This window comes from Streptomyces sp. NPDC059224 (assembly GCF_042754285.1).
Classification (GTDB): domain Bacteria; phylum Actinomycetota; class Actinomycetes; order Streptomycetales; family Streptomycetaceae; genus Streptomyces.
The window spans coordinates 31,513-51,361 of the sequence record NZ_JBHZAN010000003.1 but is presented as its reverse complement, the minus strand read 5'-3'; the positions used below and the strand labels follow the sequence as shown (position 1 = coordinate 51,361).

The following is a 19,849-nucleotide window of genomic DNA, read 5'->3' as shown; positions in this document are numbered from 1 at the left end:
GTACCTCGGAAGGTACGGCCCCTCGGTCACCGGTTAAACCCAGTGGCGAGCGTCAGCTCTGGCCACCCGCGAGCTTCTCGCGGAGCGCGGCCAGCGCCTCGTCGGAGGCGAGTGCACCGGAGGTGTCCGCACCCTCGGAGGAGTACGAACCGCCACCCGAGGCGGCCGGAGCGGCAGCCTCGCCACCCTCGGCGGCAGCGGCAGCGTCGGCCTCGCGGCTCTTGATGACCTGCTGCTGGTGCTGCTCGAAGCGCTGCTGCGCCTCGGCGTACTGGTGCTCCCACGCCTCGCGCTGGGTCTCGTAGCCCTCGAGCCAGTCGTTGGTCTCGGGGTCGAAGCCCTCGGGGTAGATGTAGTTGCCCTGGTCGTCGTACGAGGCAGCCATGCCGTACAGGGTCGGGTCGAACTCGACCGAGGCCGGGTCGGCACCGAAGGACTCGTTGGCCTGCTTGAGGGACAGCGAGATCCGGCGACGCTCCAGGTCGATGTCGATGACCTTGACGAAGATCTCGTCGTTGACCTGGACGACCTGCTCCGGGATCTCCACGTGGCGCTCGGCCAGCTCGGAGATGTGGACCAGACCCTCGATGCCCTCGTCCACGCGGACGAACGCACCGAACGGAACCAGCTTGGTGACCTTGCCCGGGACGACCTGGCCGATCTGGTGGGTCCGGGCGAACTGCTGCCACGGGTCTTCCTGGGTCGCCTTCAGCGACAGGGAGACACGCTCGCGGTCCATGTCGACGTCGAGGACCTCGACGGTGACTTCCTGGCCGACCTCGACAACCTCGGACGGGTGGTCGATGTGCTTCCAGGAGAGCTCGGAGACGTGGACCAGACCGTCGACGCCACCCAGGTCCACGAAGGCACCGAAGTTGACGATCGAGGAGACCACGCCGGAGCGGACCTGACCCTTCTGCAGGGTCGTGAGGAACGTCTGGCGGACCTCGGACTGGGTCTGCTCCAGCCAGGCACGGCGGGACAGGACCACGTTGTTGCGGTTCTTGTCCAGCTCGATGATCTTGGCCTCGAGCTCCTTGCCCACGTAGGGCTGGAGGTCGCGGACGCGGCGCATCTCGACCAGGGAGGCCGGGAGGAAGCCACGGAGGCCGATGTCGAGGATGAGACCACCCTTGACGACCTCGATGACGGTACCGGTGACGATCCCGTCCTCTTCCTTGATCTTCTCGATGGTGCCCCAGGCACGCTCGTACTGGGCGCGCTTCTTCGAGAGGATCAGGCGGCCTTCCTTGTCCTCCTTCTGGAGAACAAGGGCCTCGATCTCGTCACCGACGGCGACGACCTCGTTGGGGTCGACGTCGTGCTTGATGGAGAGCTCGCGGCTCGGGATAACGCCTTCGGTCTTGTAACCGATGTCGAGCAGGACCTCGTCCCGGTCGACCTTCACGATGACGCCGTCGACGATGTCGCCGTCGTTGAAGTACTTGATCGTCTCGTCGATCGCGGCGAGGAAGGCTTCCTCGTTACCGATGTCGTTGACCGCTACCTGCGGGGTGGTGGCGGTGGTCTCGGTGCTGCTCGTCATGTGGGAAAGGGCTCCGGTACGGACATTGAAGTCGTAGGTACTGCTTACGCCGGGAGCCCGTTTCGCTCTGATGAAGACCGGACAGCCAAGGAAGCGCCACACAAAACCGCTGGTGGCGCCTCGAAAACCGAGGGGGCAAACAACAGATGCGAGCGCAGCCTGCTACGTCTGAGGTGCGCAGGCCCGCAGCGCAACTTGTAGCATACGGGGGCAGCCGGACAGGGTCAATGCGCGAAGGCGCACACCCGGGGCGGATCGCCGCATACCCGGCACAAAAGCCGTCCCACGAGGCCACGCAGGCCTGCCAGACCTCCTCCGTGACACCCCCCTGAACGGGTTGCACGGAAGAGTACGACGAGGGAGCCGATCATCCAAGAGCCCGATTCGTTCGACCTCGAAGAGGCCGGGTCAGAGCCCGGAACAGAGGACGAACCCGAAGCCACCCGGCGTGCCGCCGGCGTCACCGAGAGCAGCCGGGCCAACCGGGGCTGGTGGGACCGCAACGCCGACGAGTACCAGGTCGAGCACGGCACGTTCCTCGGCGACGACCGTTTCGTGTGGTGTCCCGAGGGCCTCGACGAGGTGGAGGCGGAGCTGCTCGGCCCGCCGGAGGACCTCAAGGACAAGGACGTCCTGGAGATCGGCGCCGGCGCGGCCCAGTGCGCGCGCTGGCTGGCCGTCCAGGGCGCCCGTCCGGTCGCCCTGGACCTCTCGCACCGCCAGCTCCAGCACGCGCTGCGCATCGGCGGATCGTTTCCGCTCGTCTGTGCGGACGCCGGCACGCTGCCCTTCGCCGACGGCTCCTTCGACCTGGCCTGCTCGGCGTACGGTGCGCTTCCCTTCGTCGCCGACCCCCGCCTGGTGCTGCGCGAGGTGCGGCGGGTGCTGCGCCCGGGAGGCCGTTTCGTCTTCTCCGTGACGCACCCCGTGCGCTGGGCGTTCCCGGACGAGCCGGGCCCCGAGGGGCTCACGGTCTCGGCGTCCTACTTCGACCGCACGCCGTACGTCGAGCAGGACGAGGACGGCCGCGCGGTGTACGTCGAGCACCACCGGACGCTGGGCGACCGGGTCCGGGACATCGTCTCCTCGGGGCTGCGGCTGGTCGACCTGGTGGAACCGGAGTGGCCGGCCTGGAACACCGCCGAGTGGGGCGGCTGGTCGCCCCTGCGGGGCGGTCTCGTCCCGGGGACGGCGATCTTCGTGTGCGAGCGGGACTGAGCGCGGGCGCGGGGCCGTTTCCCACGGCCGTGATCCGCGGCCGCAGGACGCCGTAAGACACTGGGTGGCGTGATCCGTTACGACGCCCTGGGCGAGCTGCCGGTACGACAGGCCCTGCCCGGTCTGGACGACGCCCTGGCCGGGCACGGCACCGCCGTGCTGGTGGCGCCGCCCGGCACCGGCAAGACGACGCTGGTGCCACTGGTGCTGGCCGGGCTGCTGGACGAGGGGCGGCCCGCGCGGCGGGTGGTCGTGGCCGAGCCCCGCCGGATCGCGGCGCGCGCGGCGGCCCGCCGGATGGCCTGGCTGCTCGGTGAGCCGGTAGGGCGGAGCGTCGGCTACACCGTGCGCGGCGAACGGGTCGTGGGTCCACGCGCGCGCGTGGAGGTCGTCACGACCGGCGTGCTGCTGCAGCGGCTGCAACGTGACCAGGAGCTGTCGGGCGTGGACGTCGTCGTCCTCGACGAGTGCCACGAGCGGCATCTGGACGCGGACACGGTGGCGGCCTTCCTGTGGGACGTGCGCGAGACGCTCCGCCCCGAGCTGCGTCTGGTGGCCGCCTCGGCGACCACGGACGCGCAGGGGTGGGCGCGGCTGCTGGGCGGTGCGCCGGTGGTCGAGGCGGACGGCGTGTCGTACCCGGTGGAGGTGGTGTGGGCGCCGCCGGTGCGGCCGGTGCGGCCGCCGCACGGGATGCGGGTGGATCCGGCGCTGCTGGCGCACGTGGCGTCGGTGGTGCGGCGGGCCTTGTCCGAGCGGCCCGGTGACGTGCTGTGTTTCCTGCCCGGGGTGGGAGAGATCGCGCGGGTGGCGGGCCAGTTGGGTGACCTGGGGGACGTGGCGGTGCTCCAGGTCCACGGCCGGGCGCCGGCCGCCGTCCAGGACGCGGTGCTGACGCCCGGGGAGCGGCGCCGGGTGGTGCTGGCCACGGCGGTCGCCGAGTCCTCGCTCACGGTGCCCGGGGTCCGGGTGGTCGTCGACTCCGGGCTGGCCCGGGAGCCTCGGGTCGATCACGCGCGCGGGCTGAGCGCGCTGGCGACGGTGCGGGCGTCCCGGGCGGCCGGGCGGCAGCGGGCGGGCCGTGCCGGGCGGGAGGCCCCGGGGGCGGTGTACCGCTGTTGGACGGAGGCCGAGGACGCCCGCCTGACGGCCTTTCCGGCACCGGAGATCAAGGTGGCCGACCTGACCGCGTTCGCCCTTCAGGCGGCGTGTTGGGGCGATCCCGGGGCGGCCGGGCTGGCGTTGCTGGATCCGCCGCCGGGCGGGGCGATGGCGGCGGCCCGGGAGGTGCTGACGGCGATCGGGGCGGTCGGCCCCGCCGGACGGGCCACGGAACGGGGGCTGCGGCTGGCCCGGCTGGGGGTGCATCCGCGGTTGGGGCGGGCGTTGCTGGACGGCCCGGGCGGGAGCGCCGAGGTGGTCGCGCTGCTGAGCGAGGAGCCGCCTCGGGAGTACGGGGACGACCTGGCGGCCGCGCTGCGGACGGCCCGGCGGGGCGGCGGCGCCTACGCGGGACGGTGGCTCACGGAGGTACGCCGGCTACGGGCGGGCCACCGTGACACGTCGACCACCCCTGCGGACGCCCGCCGGGAGACCGTGCGCCCGGCGAAGGCCCCGGCGCCGCACGACCACAGGGCGGACGGCCCCACGGAGAACAGCCCCGCGGCAGCAGACCGCCCGGCGGACCACCTCACGAGCGATCCCCGCACGGCCAACGACCGCACGACAGCCGACGGCACTAGAGCCGACCGCACGGGGAACGGCCGCGCGGGCCAAGCCACCAAGGACATCGGCCCCACGGCGGCCGCTCCTGCAGACAACAGCCCCGCGGCAGCAGACCGCCCGGCGGACCACCTCACGAGCGATCCCCGCACGGCGAACGACCCCGCAGTGAACGCCCGCACGGCGAAGGCCCCCGCCGTGGACGACCGGGCCGTGGACGACCGGGCGGTGGACGACCGGGCGGTGGACGACCGGGCGGTGGACGACCGGGCGGTGGACGACCGGGCGGTCGGGCTGGTCACCGCTCTCGCCTTTCCCGAGCGGGTCGCCAAGGCGGACGGTGGCTCGTATCTCATGGCCTCGGGCACCCGGGCCGAGCTCGCCGACGGCAGCCCGCTGCGTGGTGCCCCGTGGCTCGCGGTGGCCGTCGCGGACCGGCCGCTGGGCCGGGGGCACGCACGCGTGCGGCTGGCCGCGGCGGTGGACGAGGGCACGGCCAGGTCGGCGGCGGCGTCGCTGTACTCGGAGGGCCAGGAGGTCCGCTGGGCCGACGGGGACGTCGTGGCCCGGCGCGTGGAGCGGCTCGGCGCGATCGAGCTCGTGGTGCGGCCGCTGCGCGACGCGGCCCCCGCCCTGGTACGCGGTGCGCTCCTGGACGGGCTGCGGCAGGAGGGGTTCGGCCTGTTGCGGTGGACGGCCGACGCGGCGGTGCTGCGGCAGCGGCTCGGGTTCCTGCGGCTGCGCGTCGGGGAGCCCTGGCCCGACGTCGGCGACGACGCGTTGCACGCGCGCGTGGACGAGTGGCTGGAACCGGAGCTGAGCCGGGCCCGGCGCCGGGCCGACCTCGGGCGGATCGACGCCGGGGAGGCGCTGCGGCGGCTGCTGCCGTGGGCGAGCGGCCAGGCGGGGCGGCTCGACGAGCTGGCGCCCGAGCGGATCGTCGTGCCCAGCGGGTCACGGATCCGGGTCGACTACGCGAATCCCGAGCAGCCGGTGCTCGCCGTGAAGCTGCAGGAGATGTTCGGGGCGCAGGAGTCGCCGGCCGTGGCCGGGGTGCCGGTGCTCGTGCATCTTCTGTCGCCGGCCGGACGGCCCGCCGCCGTCACCGCCGACCTCGCCTCGTTCTGGCGGGACGGCTACAAGGGCGTACGGGCCGAACTGCGCGGTCGCTATCCGAAGCACCCCTGGCCCGAGGACCCGGCGTCCGCCGAGCCCACCCGGCACACCAACGCGCGGCTCAGGCGCTGACGGGTTCCGCCACCGTGGCCGGGGCGGGTTCCGGATCGGCGGGGCGGCGGCCGAGGGCTTCCAGGCACAGGGCGAGGGCGAGCAGGGCGATGCCGAGGGAGAGGAAGCCCCAGGGGAGGTAGGAGGTCAGCATCAGGACGAGGGTGCGGTTCTGCTTGACCAGCGCGACCGTGTGCTCGATGTAGTCCTCGCGCATCTTCACGTCGCCGGCGAAGGCCGTCACCTTGGCGCGGCCGCCCAGCAGGGTGCCGCCGCGCAGCTCCTCCTTGTGGATCTCCTCGCCGTAGACGGGGGCGCCGGTGACGGGTTCCACCCAGAACCTGCGGACCGTGGTGTACCAGCGGGTGGTGCCGGTCTTGGCGACCGTCTCGGGGGTGATGCCCTGCACAGGCATCTTCTTGGGCATGGGGACCTTGGTCCAGGGGATGGTCTGCTCGAAGTAGTAGACCTGCACGCCCCGGAAGGTCTGCGTCCCCTGGTAGTGGATGGGGTTGGTGGTGCGGGTCTGCGCGTCGAAGTACTCGTAGTCCCGTTTCTCGGTGAGGAACGGCCACTTGAACTCGATGCCGTCCCGTTTCACCGGGTCGCCGTCGACCATCTCGCCGGTGGCGTGGACGGGTTCCTGGCTGTGGGCGTCGAAGATGTAGCGCTCGGGGATCTCGGAGACCATCTTGCCGTCGGGGCCCTGGACGTAGGACAGGCCGTCCCAGACGACGACGTCCCGTCCCGCCGTCTTCTCGATCCTCTCCGCGGCCGCCACGTCGCCCTTGAGGGTCTGCACGATGGTGACCTGCGGGACCTTTTTCGCCTTCATGGTGCCGTAGTCGAGGAGGGTGGCGTCCTTCGCCACCAGGACCATGTCCTGGTACTGGTTGGCGGGGATCTTGGCCAGGCGCGGGAAGGCGTACCAGCGCAGCAGCGGGGACAGCGCCGCGAAGAACACGGCGCAGGCGAGCAGGACCAGACTGGCCTTGCGGCGCATCTCGGCCTCCCGGGGCGGCGGTTTACGGATGTGAGGGCACCGTCGTGAGCAGCGGCTCGGGGGACGTCTTTCCGGCCGGTGAGCCCAGGGCGCTGACCGTGACGACCAGGACGATCGCGAGGGCGAGACCGGTCGCGGCGGCGATCAGGGCACGCATGCGGGGCCTCCCGACGGCCGGTTGTTTCCCTGCGGTTGTCCTGATGGTTCGTCAGGTCCGGGCACCGTAGCAACGGGAGGGTGAGATGAGAACAGGTCGTACGACGCCGAAGGGCGCCGTCCCGCGTCGGCGGGAGGGCGCCCTTCGGTGTCGACGACCGCGGGTCAGGGGGTGGCGGAGGCGCTCGGGGAGGCGGACGCCGACGCGGACGCGGACGGGCTCGGCGACGGGCTCGGTGAGGAGTCGGCCGCGGCGACCGTCAGTTCCACGGTGAGGGTCGCGCCGCCGGTGGTGGTGATGCGGAGCAGGAACGTGCCGGTGGTGTCGTCCGCGTAGAGCTTGGGCAGGGTGAGCAGGCCGTTCGCGTCCGTCTTGAGGTCCGTGAGGGTGCGTACGGCGTTGCCGTCGGCGTCCTTGAAGTACGGGCCCTTGTCGTTCTCGCCGGTGTCGTCCGCCGACTTGACGAGCGTGGCGGTGGCGGCGACCTGGCCGGCGACGGCGCCGTGGTAGGTGGCCTTCACCTGCACCTGGTCGGTGAACTCGGCGCCCGGGGTGGCCGTGGGCGCGGTGGTGTCGACGAGGGCGAGGGTGTCGGCGGCGCGCGCGGTGACGCTCGCCGTGTAGTCGACGCCCTTGACCGTACGGCCGACCACGCCGGCCCGGATCGTGAAGTCACCGGTCTGCTCGCCGGCCCGGAGGGTCGGTGCGACCGCGACGCCCTTGCTGTCGGTGGTGACCGTGGCGACGCTCTCGCCGCCGGTGAAGGTCGCGTCCGTGTCCCCGACGATGGTGAACCGGACCCGGACCTTGGCGGTGGCGCGGCCCGTCCTGGTCTCCGCGCGCGTGCTGATCTTCTTGGTGAACGCGTCGCCGGCCGTCGCCGTGAGCTTGGCGGTGCCCGCGTCCTCCAGGTGGTCCACGGTGTCGGTGGCCGTGGGCGGCACGGTCGGGGTCGTGGTCGGCCCGCCCGGCCTCGGCTCGTCGGGCTTCGGGGTGCCGGTGCCCGGCGCGCTGGGCGTCGGGGATCCCCCGGAGCCGGTGTGGCCGGGCTTGTCGTCGTCGCTGCGGTGGCTGGGCACGCCGCCGGTCCCGTTCGGGATCGAGTGGGTGCCCTTGCGGTAGAACTCGTACCAGGACAGCACCAGGTTCAGGTACTCCTGCGAGCCGTTGTAGCTGAGGATCGCGCGGTTCATGTCGGCCTGGACGGACAGGTCCCAGTCGTAGCGGCACAGGTAGTGGCCGGCGGCGAGCGCCGCGTCGTAGACGTTGTTGGGGTCCTTGACGCCGTCGCCGTTGCCGTCGCGGCCGGCCCACGCCCAGGTCGAGGGGATGAACTGCATGGGGCCGACGGCCTGGTCGTACGAGCTGTTGCCGTCGTACTGGCCGCCGTCGGTGTCCTTGATGAGCGCGAAGCCGTTGCCGTCGAGCTGCGGGCCCAGGATCCGGTGCAGGGTGTTGCCCTCGGCGTCGACGTCGCCGCCGCGGGCCTGTCCTGACTCCACCTTGCCGATGGCGGCGAGCAGTTGCCAGGGCAGGTTGCAGCCCGGCTTGGAGCCGCGCAGTTCGGCCTCGGCCTTCTTGTAGGCGTCGAGGACGGTGGCCGGTATGCCGGCCTCGGCCGCGCCCCGGGAGACGGCGGTGCCGATGCTCGACGAGGAGGCGGTGGGACTGGCGCTGGGGGCCGGGCTGTTGAGCGGCGGCAGGTCCGTGTAGTACGGCGAGTTGCCGGTGGCGCCGTCCGTCGCGCCGGCCTTGTCGGATGCGGAGGTGCTGGCGCCGGCGTTCGACTGCCGGCCCGTGTCGCCGCTCGTCGCGCCCGGTGCCTGGGACGCGGACAGAGCCGCCACCGCCAACGCGGCCGCGGCGGTCGTCGCCGCTCCCTTGCGCAGCCGCCTGCCGAATTGCGCCGCCATAAGGTGAACCCCTCCCATGGGCGCCTTCTGAGCGCCCGTCTCCGTCTGTCCGCTCGCCCCTGGTGGGACGGTCGACCTGGTGTTGTGGTTGCCCCCTGTTACCTCTTTCGAGTGGTGAGGTAGCGCACCGGTGGAGCCCGCCGGGGCGGCGACCCAGGCGACACTACGACAACTTCCATTCCGCGGACACCCGGCGGTGCCCGATTTTCACCAGTTGGCCATTCCCCGTTGAACGATGGTGGTGTCGCGGATACTTGCCGTACGCGATCACTTGTTCGGCGCTTCGGCCGACGACTGCTCCAGGGAGACCGGGTGCCGTTCACTCTCAGCCACGCCGCCGCCGTCCTGCCCGTCGTGCGTGGCGACGGTACCGGGCGCGGGCGGCTGGTACCGGCGGTGCTCTTCGCCGGGTCCTTCTCCCCCGACCTCACCTACTACGCGGCGAGCGCGGTGCCGGACGCGATGGAGTTCGGCACGTTCACGCACTCCTTCACCGGGGTCCTCACCGTGGACGTGCTCTTCTCGTGGGCGCTGGTGGGTGCGTGGGTGCTGGTGCGGGAGCCGCTCGTGGCGCTGCTGCCCCGGGCCCGGCAGGGGCGCCCGGCGGCTCTGCTGCGCTGCGGGGCGCCACGGACGCGTGCCGGTCTGCGCGTCGCGGTCCGGTGGTACGTCTGCGCCGTGCTCGGCGCTCTCACCCATGTCGTCTGGGACGCGTTCACGCACCACGACCGCTGGGGGACCCGGCTGATCCCCGCGATCGGCCGGACCGTGGCGGGTGTTCCGCTCTACACCCTGCTCCAGTACGGCACTTCGGCGGTGGCCGCGGTCGTGCTCGCCGTGTTCGTGCTCCGTGCGCTGCGGCGGGCCCGGGCCGGGGAGCCGGTGGGGGTGCCGCCGCTGTCCGCACGGGACCGGTGGTGGGCGGGGGCGGGGATCGCGGGCTGCGCGTTGGTCGCCGCGGTGCAGCGGGCGACGCGGTGGTGGGCCTACTGGGGTTCGACGGCGAAGTCCTGGGAGCTGCTGCCCACCGTGCTCTTCGGAGGGGGCGCCGGGCTGCTGCTCGGGGTGCTGGGGTACGCCGTGACGGTCAGGGTGTGGCGTCCGGCGCCGGTGGCCGGGAATGTGCGCCGGAATCCTTCGGCCGTTCGGTGAGGGTCGCCACGAACACGGTCATGGTGCGGGGGCGGCGGGGGCCGGGGAGTGTGCTGAGGAGCAGCGCGAGATAGCTGCGGACGAGATCGAGCCACTGCCGTGGCCGGGGGCGGGTGCGGAGCCTGCGCCGGAGGCGGGCGACCGCTTTGCGCACGGTGAGGACGAGGTCGGTGGGGATGCGGGCGGAGCTGGCGCCGGGTGCCATGGCCGGGGCCGACGGGACCGCCGTGACCTGCGCCGCGGCGGAGCGGGCCTTGGCCGGGGGCCTGGTCTGGGGCGTCCGGCCGTGAAGCATGCGTATACCCATGCCCGCATCCTTGCCGCTGCCCGGTGCGGGGGCGTTCTGACGGGGTCCAGCTGAGTGACGGCCGGGGTGCGGCGCGGGGCGGGCGCCGCCGCACCGGTGCCGGTGCGGCGGCGGCCGCCCCGCGCGGGGGACCGCCGAAGGCTAGTGGGCGGCCGATTCCCAGTCCGGGCCCACGCCGACCGAGACGTCCAGCGGGGCCCTGAGGCGGACCGCGTCGGCCATCTCGCGGCGCAGGATCGCCTCCACCTCGGTGCGCTCGCCGGGGGCGATCTCCAGGACGATTTCGTCGTGCACCTGCAGGAGCATCCGGGAGTTCAGGTCCGCCGCGCGCAGCGCGCCGTCCACCTTCAGCATGGCCAGCTTGACGATGTCCGCCGCAGTGCCCTGGATGGGCGCGTTGAGCGCCATCCGCTCGGCCGCCTCGCGACGCTGGCGGTTGTCGCTGTTGAGGTCGGGGAGGTAGCGGCGGCGGCCGAAGAGCGTCGCCGTGTAGCCGGTCGCCCGTGCCTCGTCGACCACCCGGCGCAGGTAGTCACGGACGCCGCCGAACCGCTCGAAGTAGGTGTCCATCAGGGCGCGGGCCTCGCCCGCGTCGATGTTCAGCTGCTGGGAGAGGCCGAACGCCGACAGTCCGTAGGCGAGGCCGTACGACATCGCCTTGATCTTGCGGCGCATCTCCGCGTCGACGGCCGGGCCGTCGACGGAGAACACCTGCGAGGCCACCGTGGTGTGCAGGTCCTCGCCGGAGGTGAACGCCTCGATCAGGCCCTCGTCCTCGGAGAGGTGGGCCATCACCCGCAGTTCGATCTGGCTGTAGTCGGCCGTCATCAGCGACTCGAACCCCTCGCCGACCACGAAGCCACGGCGGATCGCCCGGCCCTCGTCGGTACGGACCGGGATGTTCTGAAGGTTGGGGTCGGTGGAGGAGAGCCGGCCGGTCGCGGCCACCGTCTGGTTGAACGTGGTGTGGATACGGCCGTCCGCCGCCACCGTCTTGATCAGGCCCTCGACCGTCACCCGGAGCTTGGCCTGCTCACGGTGGCGGAGCATGATCACCGGCAGTTCGTTCTCGGTCTGGCCGGCCAGCCAGGCCAGCGCGTCGGCGTCGGTGGTGTAACCGGTCTTGGTCTTCTTGGTCTTGGGCAGCGCCAGCTCACCGAAGAGGACCTCCTGGAGCTGCTTGGGCGAGCCCAGGTTGAACTCGTGCCCGGCGGCCGCGTGTGCCTCCTTCACGGCCTGCTGGACCGCGCCCGCGAACATCTGCTCCATCGCTTCGAGATGCGTGCGGTCGGCCGCGATGCCGTGCCGCTCCATGCGGGCGAGGAGGATGGAGGTGGGCAGCTCCATGTCACGCAGCAGGTCCGCCGCGCCGACCTCCTGGAGCCGGCCCTCGAAGGCCTCCCCCAGGTCGAGGATGGCGCGGGCCTGGATCATCAGGGCGTCGGCCTCGGCGCCGTCGTCCGCGCCGAACGCCAGCTGGCCGTCGGCCGCGGCGGCCGGGGCCAGCTCGCGGTGCAGGTACTCCAGGGTCAGCGCGTCCAGGTCGAAGGAGCGGCGGCCGGGTTTGACCAGGTAGGCGGCGAGCGCGGTGTCCATCGTGACGCCGTCGACGCTCCAGCCGTGCTCGGCGAAGACCCGCATGGCGCCCTTGGCGTTGTGGAAGACCTTGGGCCGCGCCGCGTCGGCCAGCCAGGCCGTCCACGCCCTCTCGTCGGCCTCGTCCAGTTCGGCGGGGTCGAACCAGGCGGCCGCGCCCTGGGCGGCGGCCAGCGCGACCTCGGCGACCGATCCGGTGCCGAGCGCCCAGGTGTCGACAGTGGCGACGCCGAGCAGACCGGTGCCGTGCTCGGTGAGCCAGCCGGTCAGCTCGCCGGTGCCGAGGACGGTGCCGTCGACCGCGACGCCCGCCTCGGGGGCCGGTGCGGACTCGGCCTCCTCGGCACCGGGGTCGACGGCGTGGAGCCGCTCGCGCAGCGACGGATTGCGGATCTCCAGGGTGTCCAGGATCATCGCGACGTTCTTGCGGTCGTACGGCGCGCGCTCCAGGTCGGCGACCGTCCTCGGCAGCTCGACCGCGCGATCCAGCTCGGTGAGCCGGCGGTTGAGCTTGACCGACTCCAGGTGGTCGCGGAGGTTCTGGCCGGCCTTGCCCTTCACCTCGTCGACGCGCTCCACCAGCTCGGCGAAGGAGCCGAACTGGTTGATCCACTTCGCGGCCGTCTTCTCGCCGACGCCCGGGATGCCGGGGAGATTGTCGGACGGGTCGCCGCGCAGGGCCGCGAAGTCGGGGTACTGGGCGGGCGTCAGGCCGTACTTCTCGAACACCTTCTCCGGGGTGAACCGGGTCAGCTCGGAGACGCCCTTGGTCGGATAGAGCACCGTGGTGTGTTCGGTGACCAGCTGGAAGGAGTCCCGGTCGCCGGTGACGATGAGGACCTCGAAGCCGGCGGCCTCGGCCTGGGTGGCAAGGGTGGCGATGATGTCGTCGGCCTCGAAGCCCTCGACGGCGAAGCGCTGCGCGTGCATGGCGTCGAGCAGCTCGCCGATCAGCTCGACCTGGCCCTTGAACTCGTCCGGGGTCTTGGAGCGGTTCGCCTTGTACTCGGTGAACTCCTGCGAGCGCCAGGTCTTGCGGGAGACGTCGAAGGCCACCGCGAAGTGCGTGGGCGCCTCGTCACGCAGGGTGTTGGCCAGCATCGACGCGAAGCCGTAGATCGCGTTCGTCGGCTGGCCCGTCGCGGTCGTGAAGTTCTCCGCGGGCAGCGCGAAGAACGCGCGGTAGGCCAGCGAGTGCCCGTCCATGAGCATCAGCCGGGGACGGGTCCCACTGGGGGTCGGGTCGGTCTTCTTCGATGCTGTCTCTGCCACGCCCCCGATCCTGCCACGCCGCACTGACAGTGAGGGCCGTCGGTTCGGATCGCGGTGGCCGCGGCGCGCGACCTGGGGCCCGGCGCTGTCGGGCACAGCGTGCGTGCTCGTCCGCCGCACCCCTTCGGCCGACGTCGGCCGGTCGTGCGAGGATCGGCTGCACAGGGCAGTGATGCTGGCGTAGAGGGAGTGCGTGTCATGGCGACGAAGCCGCCCCAGGGGGATCCCGTTCAGGACGCGCCTCGGGTCGTCGACCCGAAGCACGCGGCGGCGGGGCTGCCGGCCGTCGGGCACACTCTGCGCGTCGCCCAGCAGCAGATGGGGGTGAAGCGCACCGCGCTGACGCTGCTGCGGGTCAATCAGAAGGACGGCTTCGACTGCCCCGGCTGCGCCTGGCCGGAGCCCGATCACCGGCACACCGCCGAATTCTGCGAGAACGGCGCCAAGGCGGTGGCCGAGGAGGCCACCCTGCGCCGGGTCACGCCCGATTTCTTCACCGGGCACTCGGTCGCCGACCTGCACCACCGCAGCGGCTACTGGCTCGGCCAGCAGGGGCGGCTCACCCACCCCATGTATCTCGCCGAGGGCGCCGACCACTACGAGCCGGTCGGCTGGGACCGTGCCTTCGACATCATCGGTGAGGAGATCGCCGCCCTCTCCTCCCCCGACGAGGCCGTCTTCTACACCTCGGGCCGCACGAGCAACGAGGCGGCGTTCCTGTACCAGCTGTTCGCACGCGAGCTGGGCACCAACAACCTGCCGGACTGCTCCAACATGTGCCACGAGTCCTCGGGCTCGGCGCTCGGCGAGACCATCGGCATCGGCAAGGGCAGCGTCCTTCTCGAGGACCTCTACCAGGCGGACCTGATCGTCGTGGCCGGGCAGAACCCGGGGACCAACCATCCCCGGATGCTGTCGGCACTGGAGAAGGCCAAGGCCAACGGCGCGAAGATCATCAGTGTCAATCCGCTCCCGGAGGCGGGCCTGGAGCGGTTCAAGAACCCGCAGACCCCTCAGGGCATGCTCAAGGGCGCCGCGCTGACCGACCTGTTCCTGCAGATCCGCATCGGCGGCGACCAGGCCCTGTTCCGGGTCCTCAACAGGATGATCCTGGAGACCGAGGGAGCGGTCGACGAGGAGTTCGTGCGCGAGCACACCCACGGGTTCGAGGAGTTCGCCGAGGCGGCCCGCGCCGCCGACTGGGACGAGACGCTCGCCGCCACCGGTCTGACCCGCGCGGAGATCGAGGAGGCGCTGCGCATGGTGCTCGCCTCCGAGCGCACCATCGTGTGCTGGGCCATGGGTCTGACCCAGCACAAGCACTCGGTCCCGACGATCCGGGAGGTCGTCAACTTCCTGCTGCTGCGCGGCAACATCGGCCGTGCCGGCGCGGGCGTGTGCCCGGTCCGCGGCCACTCGAACGTGCAGGGCGACCGCACGATGGGCATATTCGAGCGCCCGGCCCCGGCGTTCCTGGACGCCCTGGAGAAGGAGTTCGGCTTCGCGCCGCCGCGCGAGCACGGTCTCGACGTCGTCCGGGCCATCCGCGCGCTGCGCGACGGCGAGGCGAAGGTCTTCTTCGCGATGGGCGGCAACTTCGTCTCCGCGACCCCCGACACGGAGGTCACCGAGGCGGCGATGCGCCGGGCGCGGCTGACCGTGCACGTGTCGACGAAGCTCAACCGCTCGCACGTCGTGACGGGCGCGCGGGCGCTGATCCTGCCGACGCTCGGCCGCACCGAGCGTGACCTCCAGGGCAGCGGCGAGCAGTTCGTCACCGTCGAGGACTCGATGGGCATGGTGCACGCCTCCCGCGGCCGCCTGGACCCCGCGAGCCCGCACCTGCTGTCGGAGCCGGCGATCGTGTGCCGGCTCGCCCGCCGGGTGCTCGGCGCGCGGAGCGCCACCCCCTGGGAGGAGTTCGAGAAGGACTACGCGACGGTCCGCGACCGCATCGCGCGCGTGATCCCCGGTTTCGAGGACTTCAACGCGCGCGTGGCCGAGCCGGGCGGCTTCGCGCTGCCGCACGCCCCTCGCGACGAGCGCCGCTTCCCGACCGCCACCGGCAAGGCGAACTTCACGGCGGCGCCCGTGGAGTACCCCGAACTGCCCGAGGGGCGGCTGCTGTTGCAGACGCTGCGTTCGCACGACCAGTACAACACCACGATCTACGGTCTGGACGACCGCTACCGGGGCATCAGGAACGGCCGCCGGGTGGTACTGGTGAACCCGGAGGACGCGCGGGCGCTGGGTGTGGCCGACGGGTCGTACGTCGACCTGGTGAGCGAGTGGAAGGACGGCGTGCAGCGGCGGGCGCCGGGCTTCCGGGTGGTGCTCTATCCGACGGCCCGGGGCTGCGCGGCCGCTTACTACCCGGAGACCAATGTGCTGGTGCCGCTCGACGCGACCGCCGACACCAGCAACACCCCGGCCAGCAAGTCCGTCGTGGTCCGCCTGGTCGGCGGTGTGCCGCGGCAGAGCACGGCGGACTGAACGGGCGTTCGGGCCGTCTGGAAGAATCGGCGGCCTACTGAGCGTTTGCTCAGTGACGAGACAGCCGTACGACGATCGGAGCCGGCCCATGGGCGAGCAGCAGCGTGTGAAGTTCCCGCAGGAGGTCATCGACGAGTACGCCGCGCTCGGTGTCGACCTGCCCGCCCTGTTCTCGGCGGGTCACCTCGGCACCCGGATGGGCGTGCAGATCCTCGAGGCCTCCGCGGACCGGGTCGTCGGCACGATGCCGGTGGAGGGCAACACCCAGCCGTACGGACTGCTGCACGGCGGGGCCAGCGCGGTGCTGGCGGAGACCCTGGGGTCGGTCGGGTCGATGCTGCACGGCGGCAGCTCGAAGATCGCGGTCGGCGTCGACCTGAACTGCACGCATCACCGCGGGGCCCGCTCCGGCCTGGTCACCGGCGTGGCCACACCCGTCCACCGGGGGCGTTCCACGGCGACGTACGAGATCGTGATCAGCGACGCGGAGGGCCACCGGGTGTGCACGGCCCGCCTTACCTGTCTGCTGCGCGAGCTGACGGGCGACTCCCTCCCCTCCGCGGTCCAGGGCTGAGCCGCCGGCCACCGCCCCGGGGCCGGGGCCCGTCGCCGACGGGCCCATTGCTCCCCGCCGTCCCCGCCCTTACCTTCGGCGCATGGGACGGCGAGGAGGCACCCTGCCGGGTGGAGCGACCGCACTGGGTCTCGGACTCGTTCTGCTGACCGGCTGCGGCACCACCCCCGCTCCCACCGCCGCTCCCACCGCCGCGGGCCCCACGTCCCCCTCGGCATCGGCCGCGGCGACCTCGGACGCCACCCTGTGCGCCGCGATCGTCGCGCACTGGGCGCGCGAGGTGCTCGACAGCGGCACCTACGGCGACTACCAGTCGATGGGGCTCTCCAACGGCCAGTACGAGATCCTCCGGGACGTCGTCGACGCCGCACGGGCCGTGAGGCACCGTCAGGGAGCCCCTGCCGCACATCGGTTGACGGACCGTCGGGCGCGCGCCGCCTGCACCGAGCGGTACCGCGACGGCGTACCGACGGGAGGCCCCTGGCAGTGAGCGGAACGACCGGCATCGGCCCCGTGGAGCCGGGCGAGGGCACCCACGGCCTGGAGCTCCCCGGACCCGCGGCCGCCCCTCCCCCGCACCCCGGCCGCCGCCGCGCGGCCCTCGCCCTGGCCGCGGCCGCCGCCGTGCTGGCCGGCGGCGGGTACCTCTACGCGACCCGGCCGCACGACCCGCCACCGCCCGAAGTCCCTTACCCCGCACAGACGGTGGCGTTCACGTTCCTGGGCGACCGGGTCACCCCGCCCGGCGCCCCGACCCGCAGCTTCAGCTTCGCGGTGCGGATGAGCGTCCTGGAGGGACCGCCGGTCACCGCGGACCGGATCAGCCAGCCCTACGCCGGTCTCTCACTGACCGAGACGCCCCGCGCACCCTTCCGGACGAAGGCGGGCACACCGCGCGACATCACGATAACCATGCACGTGACCGACTGTGCGACGGTTCCGAAGGACGCCGGACTTCCTTTCCTGGACGTAACTCTGCGTAATACGCGCGCAATACAAGTCCAGAGTTTCATCCTGGGGACCCGCTACGCACAACACCTGTCACGCGCCCTGAAAGTCGCCTGCAGCAACGGCCGGTAAGCGCTTCAAGTAATTACCAAAAGCCCTGAGACGCCTGATCGGATTACGGCGGGTCCTGCGGGTTCTCACCATGCGGACGGAGCGAATCGGCCTGAATTCCACTCTTCTCGACACCATGTACCGCTCTGCATTACCTCGTGTCATAACAAGAGCGTCACAGCATCGGTCAGACCCTCCTCCACGTTCCCCAAGCCCGCTTAGAGTCACGGCCAGTCACGGCGCCGTCGGAATGTTCACTTCGACAGGGCGCGCGACTCGACCGTCTCCACGGGGATGCGGTTGTTCAGGGGAAAGGACTGATCGTGCGTCAACGTTCGCTCATCGCCATCACCGCAGCTCTGGCAGCGGGAGCACTCACCCTCACGGCCTGCGGCTCGCGCGACAGCGGCGACAAGGGCTCCGACTCGGGCAGTGGTGGCACCACGGTCACCATCGGCGTCGACGCCCCGCTGACCGGCGACCTGTCCGCGCTCGGCCTGGGCATCAAGAACTCCGTCGACCTCGCGGTCAAGCAGGCCAACAAGAAGAAGTACGTCGACGGCGTCACCTTCAAGATCGAGGCCAAGGACGACCAGGCCCAGCCGTCCTCCGGCCAGGCCAACGCCTCCGCGTTCGTCAGCGACAACAACGTCTACGGCGTGGTCGGCCCGCTGAACTCCTCCGTCGCCCAGTCGATGCAGAAGGTCTTCGACGACGCGAAGCTGGTCGAGGTCTCCCCGGCCAACACCAACCCGGCGCTGACCCAGGGCGACAACTGGCAGACGACGAAGACGCGTCCGTACAAGTCGTACTTCCGTACCGCGACCACGGACGCCATCCAGGGCCCCTACGCCGCGCAGTACGTGTACAACACGGCGAAGCTGACCAAGGCCTTCATCATCGACGACAAGAAGACCTACGGCGCCGGCCTCGCCGCCACCTTCACCGACGAGTTCAAGAAGCTCGGCGGCAAGGTGGTCGGCACCGAGCACATCAACCCCGACTCCAAGGACTACTCCGCGGTCGTCACCAAGGTGAAGAACTCGGGCGCCACCGTGGTCTACTACGGCGGCGAGTACCCACAGGCCGGCCCGCTGAGCAAGCAGCTCAAGGCCGCCGGCGCCAAGATCCCGCTGGTCGGCGGTGACGGCATCTACGCCGACGACTTCATCAAGCTGGCGGGCACCGCCGCCACCGGCGACATGGCCACCTCCGTCGGCGCCCCGGTCGAGACCCTCGACTCCGCCAAGGAGTTCGTCGCCAACTACAAGGCGGGCGGCTACGCGGAGGCCTACGGCGCCTACGGCGGCTACTCCTACGACTCGGCCTGGTCCATCATCGAGGCCGTCAAGAAGGTCGTCGACGACAACGGCGGCAAGCTGCCGTCCGACGCCCGCGCCAAGATCACCGCCGCGGTGCAGAACGTCTCCTTCGACGGCGTGACCGGCAAGGTCTCCTTCGACGAGTACGGTGACGCTACCAACAAGCAGCTCACCGTCTACAAGGTCACCGGCGGGGCCTGGAAGGCCGCTACCTCGGGCACGTACACGCCGAGCAGCTGACCCTCACCCGTACGCAGCACCGAGCCGCGCGGGGCGCTGTTCCACTGGCGCCCCGCGCGGACTCGCATCCGGCCTCATCCGTCGAACTTATCCGAACGTCTCGGAGGACATGCGGTGAACGAACTGCCGCAGCAGCTGGTCAACGGCCTGCTACTGGGATCCATGTACGGGCTGGTCGCCATCGGCTACACGATGGTCTATGGCATCGTCCAGCTCATCAACTTCGCCCACGGCGAGATCTTCATGACCGGCGCCTTCGGCGCGCTCACGGTCTACGCGTACGTACTGCCCGGCGGCACCTCGATGTGGATAGCTCTCCCGCTGATGCTGGTGGGAGCAATCATCGTCGCCACCCTGGTCGCCGTCGGAGCGGAACGGTTCGCCTACCGGCCGTTGCGCACCGCCCCGCGTCTCGCCCCCCTCATCACCGCCATCGGCCTCTCCCTGGCCCTCCAGCAGGCGGTGTGGGCCTGGTACCCCGAGGCGAAGTCCGCCCGGACCTTCCCGACCATCCCGGGCGGCCCCTTCGACATCGGCAACGTCACCATCCAGACCGGTGACATCTTCCTGGTGGTCGTGGCCCCGCTCAGCATGGCCTTCCTCGCCTACTTCGTGATGCGCACCCGCACCGGCCGGGGCATGCAGGCCACCGCCCAGGACCCGGACACCGCGAAGCTCATGGGCGTCAACACCGACCGCATCATCGTGATCGCGTTCGCCCTCGGCGCCGCCTTCGCCGCCGTCGGCGGCGTCGCCTACGGCCTCAAGTACGGCCAGATCGACTTCAAGATGGGCTTCCTGCTCGGCCTGAAGGCCTTCACCGCGGCCGTCCTCGGCGGCATCGGCAACATCTACGGCGCCATGCTCGGCGGACTCGTCCTCGGCGTCGCCGAAGCCCTGTCGACCGCCTACATCTCGGACATCCCCGGCATGGGTCAGTTCGGCAGCCAGTCCTGGGCCGACGTCTGGGCGTTCGTACTCCTCATCCTCGTACTGCTGTTCAGACCACAAGGTCTGCTCGGCGAACGCGTCGCGGACAGGGCGTGAC

Annotated in this window: 15 protein-coding genes; 9 read left to right on the top strand and 6 right to left on the bottom strand. The window is 71.5% G+C overall.

From position 1 onward, the window contains the following. Nucleotides 1-52: 52 nt before the first annotated feature. Nucleotides 53-1,546, bottom strand: coding sequence for a 30S ribosomal protein S1 (gene rpsA / locus ACFXI4_RS04080; protein ID WP_189947373.1), 1,494 nt, complete (start codon nucleotides 1,544-1,546; stop codon nucleotides 53-55). Nucleotides 1,547-1,912: 366 nt separating this feature from the next. On the opposite strand from rpsA, the gene ACFXI4_RS04075 reads away from it, so the two are divergent. Beyond that, entirely contained in the window at nucleotides 1,913-2,764 is an 852-nt protein-coding gene (locus tag ACFXI4_RS04075) for a class I SAM-dependent methyltransferase (RefSeq protein WP_384988311.1), read from the top strand. Nucleotides 2,765-2,833: 69 nt separating this feature from the next. Beyond that, nucleotides 2,834-5,734 (top strand): ATP-dependent helicase C-terminal domain-containing protein, encoded by a 2,901-nt coding sequence (locus ACFXI4_RS04070; protein WP_384987983.1) that lies wholly within the window; start codon nucleotides 2,834-2,836, stop codon nucleotides 5,732-5,734. Here ACFXI4_RS04070 and ACFXI4_RS04065 read toward each other — a convergent pair. The 3 genes from ACFXI4_RS04065 to ACFXI4_RS04055 form a co-directional block, all read right to left on the bottom strand. Beyond that, nucleotides 5,724-6,716 carry a DUF3068 domain-containing protein gene (locus ACFXI4_RS04065; RefSeq protein ID WP_384987981.1) on the bottom strand — a complete coding sequence of 331 codons (993 nt, stop codon included), beginning with the start codon at nucleotides 6,714-6,716 and terminating at the stop codon, nucleotides 5,724-5,726. The genes ACFXI4_RS04070 and ACFXI4_RS04065 overlap by 11 nt on opposite strands. Before the next feature lie 22 nt (nucleotides 6,717-6,738). After that, entirely contained in the window at nucleotides 6,739-6,873 is a 135-nt protein-coding gene (locus ACFXI4_RS04060) for an SPW_0924 family protein (protein ID WP_384987979.1), read from the bottom strand. A gap of 164 nt (nucleotides 6,874-7,037) precedes the next feature. Further along, nucleotides 7,038-8,786 carry a lytic murein transglycosylase gene (locus ACFXI4_RS04055; protein ID WP_384987977.1) on the bottom strand — a complete coding sequence of 583 codons (1,749 nt, stop codon included), beginning with the start codon at nucleotides 8,784-8,786 and terminating at the stop codon, nucleotides 7,038-7,040. 312 nt (nucleotides 8,787-9,098) lie between these two features. Between ACFXI4_RS04055 and ACFXI4_RS04050 the strand changes: the two genes are divergently transcribed. Then, nucleotides 9,099-9,938, top strand: a complete 840-nt coding sequence (locus ACFXI4_RS04050) for a DUF4184 family protein (RefSeq protein WP_384987975.1) — start codon at nucleotides 9,099-9,101, stop codon at nucleotides 9,936-9,938. On the opposite strand, the gene ACFXI4_RS04045 is transcribed toward ACFXI4_RS04050, so the two are convergent. Together ACFXI4_RS04045 and polA are read right to left on the bottom strand one after the other, a co-directional pair. Further along, nucleotides 9,874-10,245: a hypothetical protein gene (locus ACFXI4_RS04045; protein ID WP_384987973.1), complete on the bottom strand. Its 372-nt coding sequence runs from the start codon at nucleotides 10,243-10,245 to the stop codon at nucleotides 9,874-9,876. The genes ACFXI4_RS04050 and ACFXI4_RS04045 overlap by 65 nt on opposite strands. A 141-nt stretch (nucleotides 10,246-10,386) precedes the next feature. Continuing rightward, nucleotides 10,387-13,113, bottom strand: coding sequence for a DNA polymerase I (gene polA, locus ACFXI4_RS04040; protein WP_384987971.1), 2,727 nt, complete (start codon nucleotides 13,111-13,113; stop codon nucleotides 10,387-10,389). A gap of 198 nt (nucleotides 13,114-13,311) precedes the next feature. Between polA and ACFXI4_RS04035 the strand changes: the two genes are divergently transcribed. The 6 genes from ACFXI4_RS04035 to ACFXI4_RS04010 all read left to right on the top strand — a co-directional run bounded on the left by ACFXI4_RS04035 (nucleotide 13,312) and on the right by ACFXI4_RS04010 (nucleotide 19,848). Then, the gene (locus ACFXI4_RS04035; protein WP_384987969.1) at nucleotides 13,312-15,606 is read left to right on the top strand and encodes an FdhF/YdeP family oxidoreductase; all 2,295 of its coding nucleotides are present in this window, start codon (nucleotides 13,312-13,314) and stop codon (nucleotides 15,604-15,606) included. 88 nt (nucleotides 15,607-15,694) lie between these two features. Continuing rightward, nucleotides 15,695-16,180, top strand: coding sequence for a PaaI family thioesterase (locus ACFXI4_RS04030; protein ID WP_384987967.1), 486 nt, complete (start codon nucleotides 15,695-15,697; stop codon nucleotides 16,178-16,180). Nucleotides 16,181-16,262: 82 nt separating this feature from the next. Next, nucleotides 16,263-16,670, top strand: a complete 408-nt coding sequence (locus tag ACFXI4_RS04025) for a hypothetical protein (RefSeq protein ID WP_384987965.1) — start codon at nucleotides 16,263-16,265, stop codon at nucleotides 16,668-16,670. Beyond that, nucleotides 16,667-17,260 carry a Tat pathway signal sequence domain protein gene (locus tag ACFXI4_RS04020; RefSeq protein WP_384987963.1) on the top strand — a complete coding sequence of 198 codons (594 nt, stop codon included), beginning with the start codon at nucleotides 16,667-16,669 and terminating at the stop codon, nucleotides 17,258-17,260. Before ACFXI4_RS04025 ends, ACFXI4_RS04020 begins: the two co-directional genes overlap by 4 nt. Before the next feature lie 302 nt (nucleotides 17,261-17,562). Then, nucleotides 17,563-18,801: a branched-chain amino acid ABC transporter substrate-binding protein gene (locus ACFXI4_RS04015; protein ID WP_384987961.1), complete on the top strand. Its 1,239-nt coding sequence runs from the start codon at nucleotides 17,563-17,565 to the stop codon at nucleotides 18,799-18,801. Between the two features lie 114 nt (nucleotides 18,802-18,915). Further along, on the top strand, nucleotides 18,916-19,848 hold the full coding sequence (locus ACFXI4_RS04010; protein ID WP_362722776.1) for a branched-chain amino acid ABC transporter permease: 933 nt from the start codon (nucleotides 18,916-18,918) through the stop codon (nucleotides 19,846-19,848). Nucleotide 19,849: the final 1 nt, after the last annotated feature.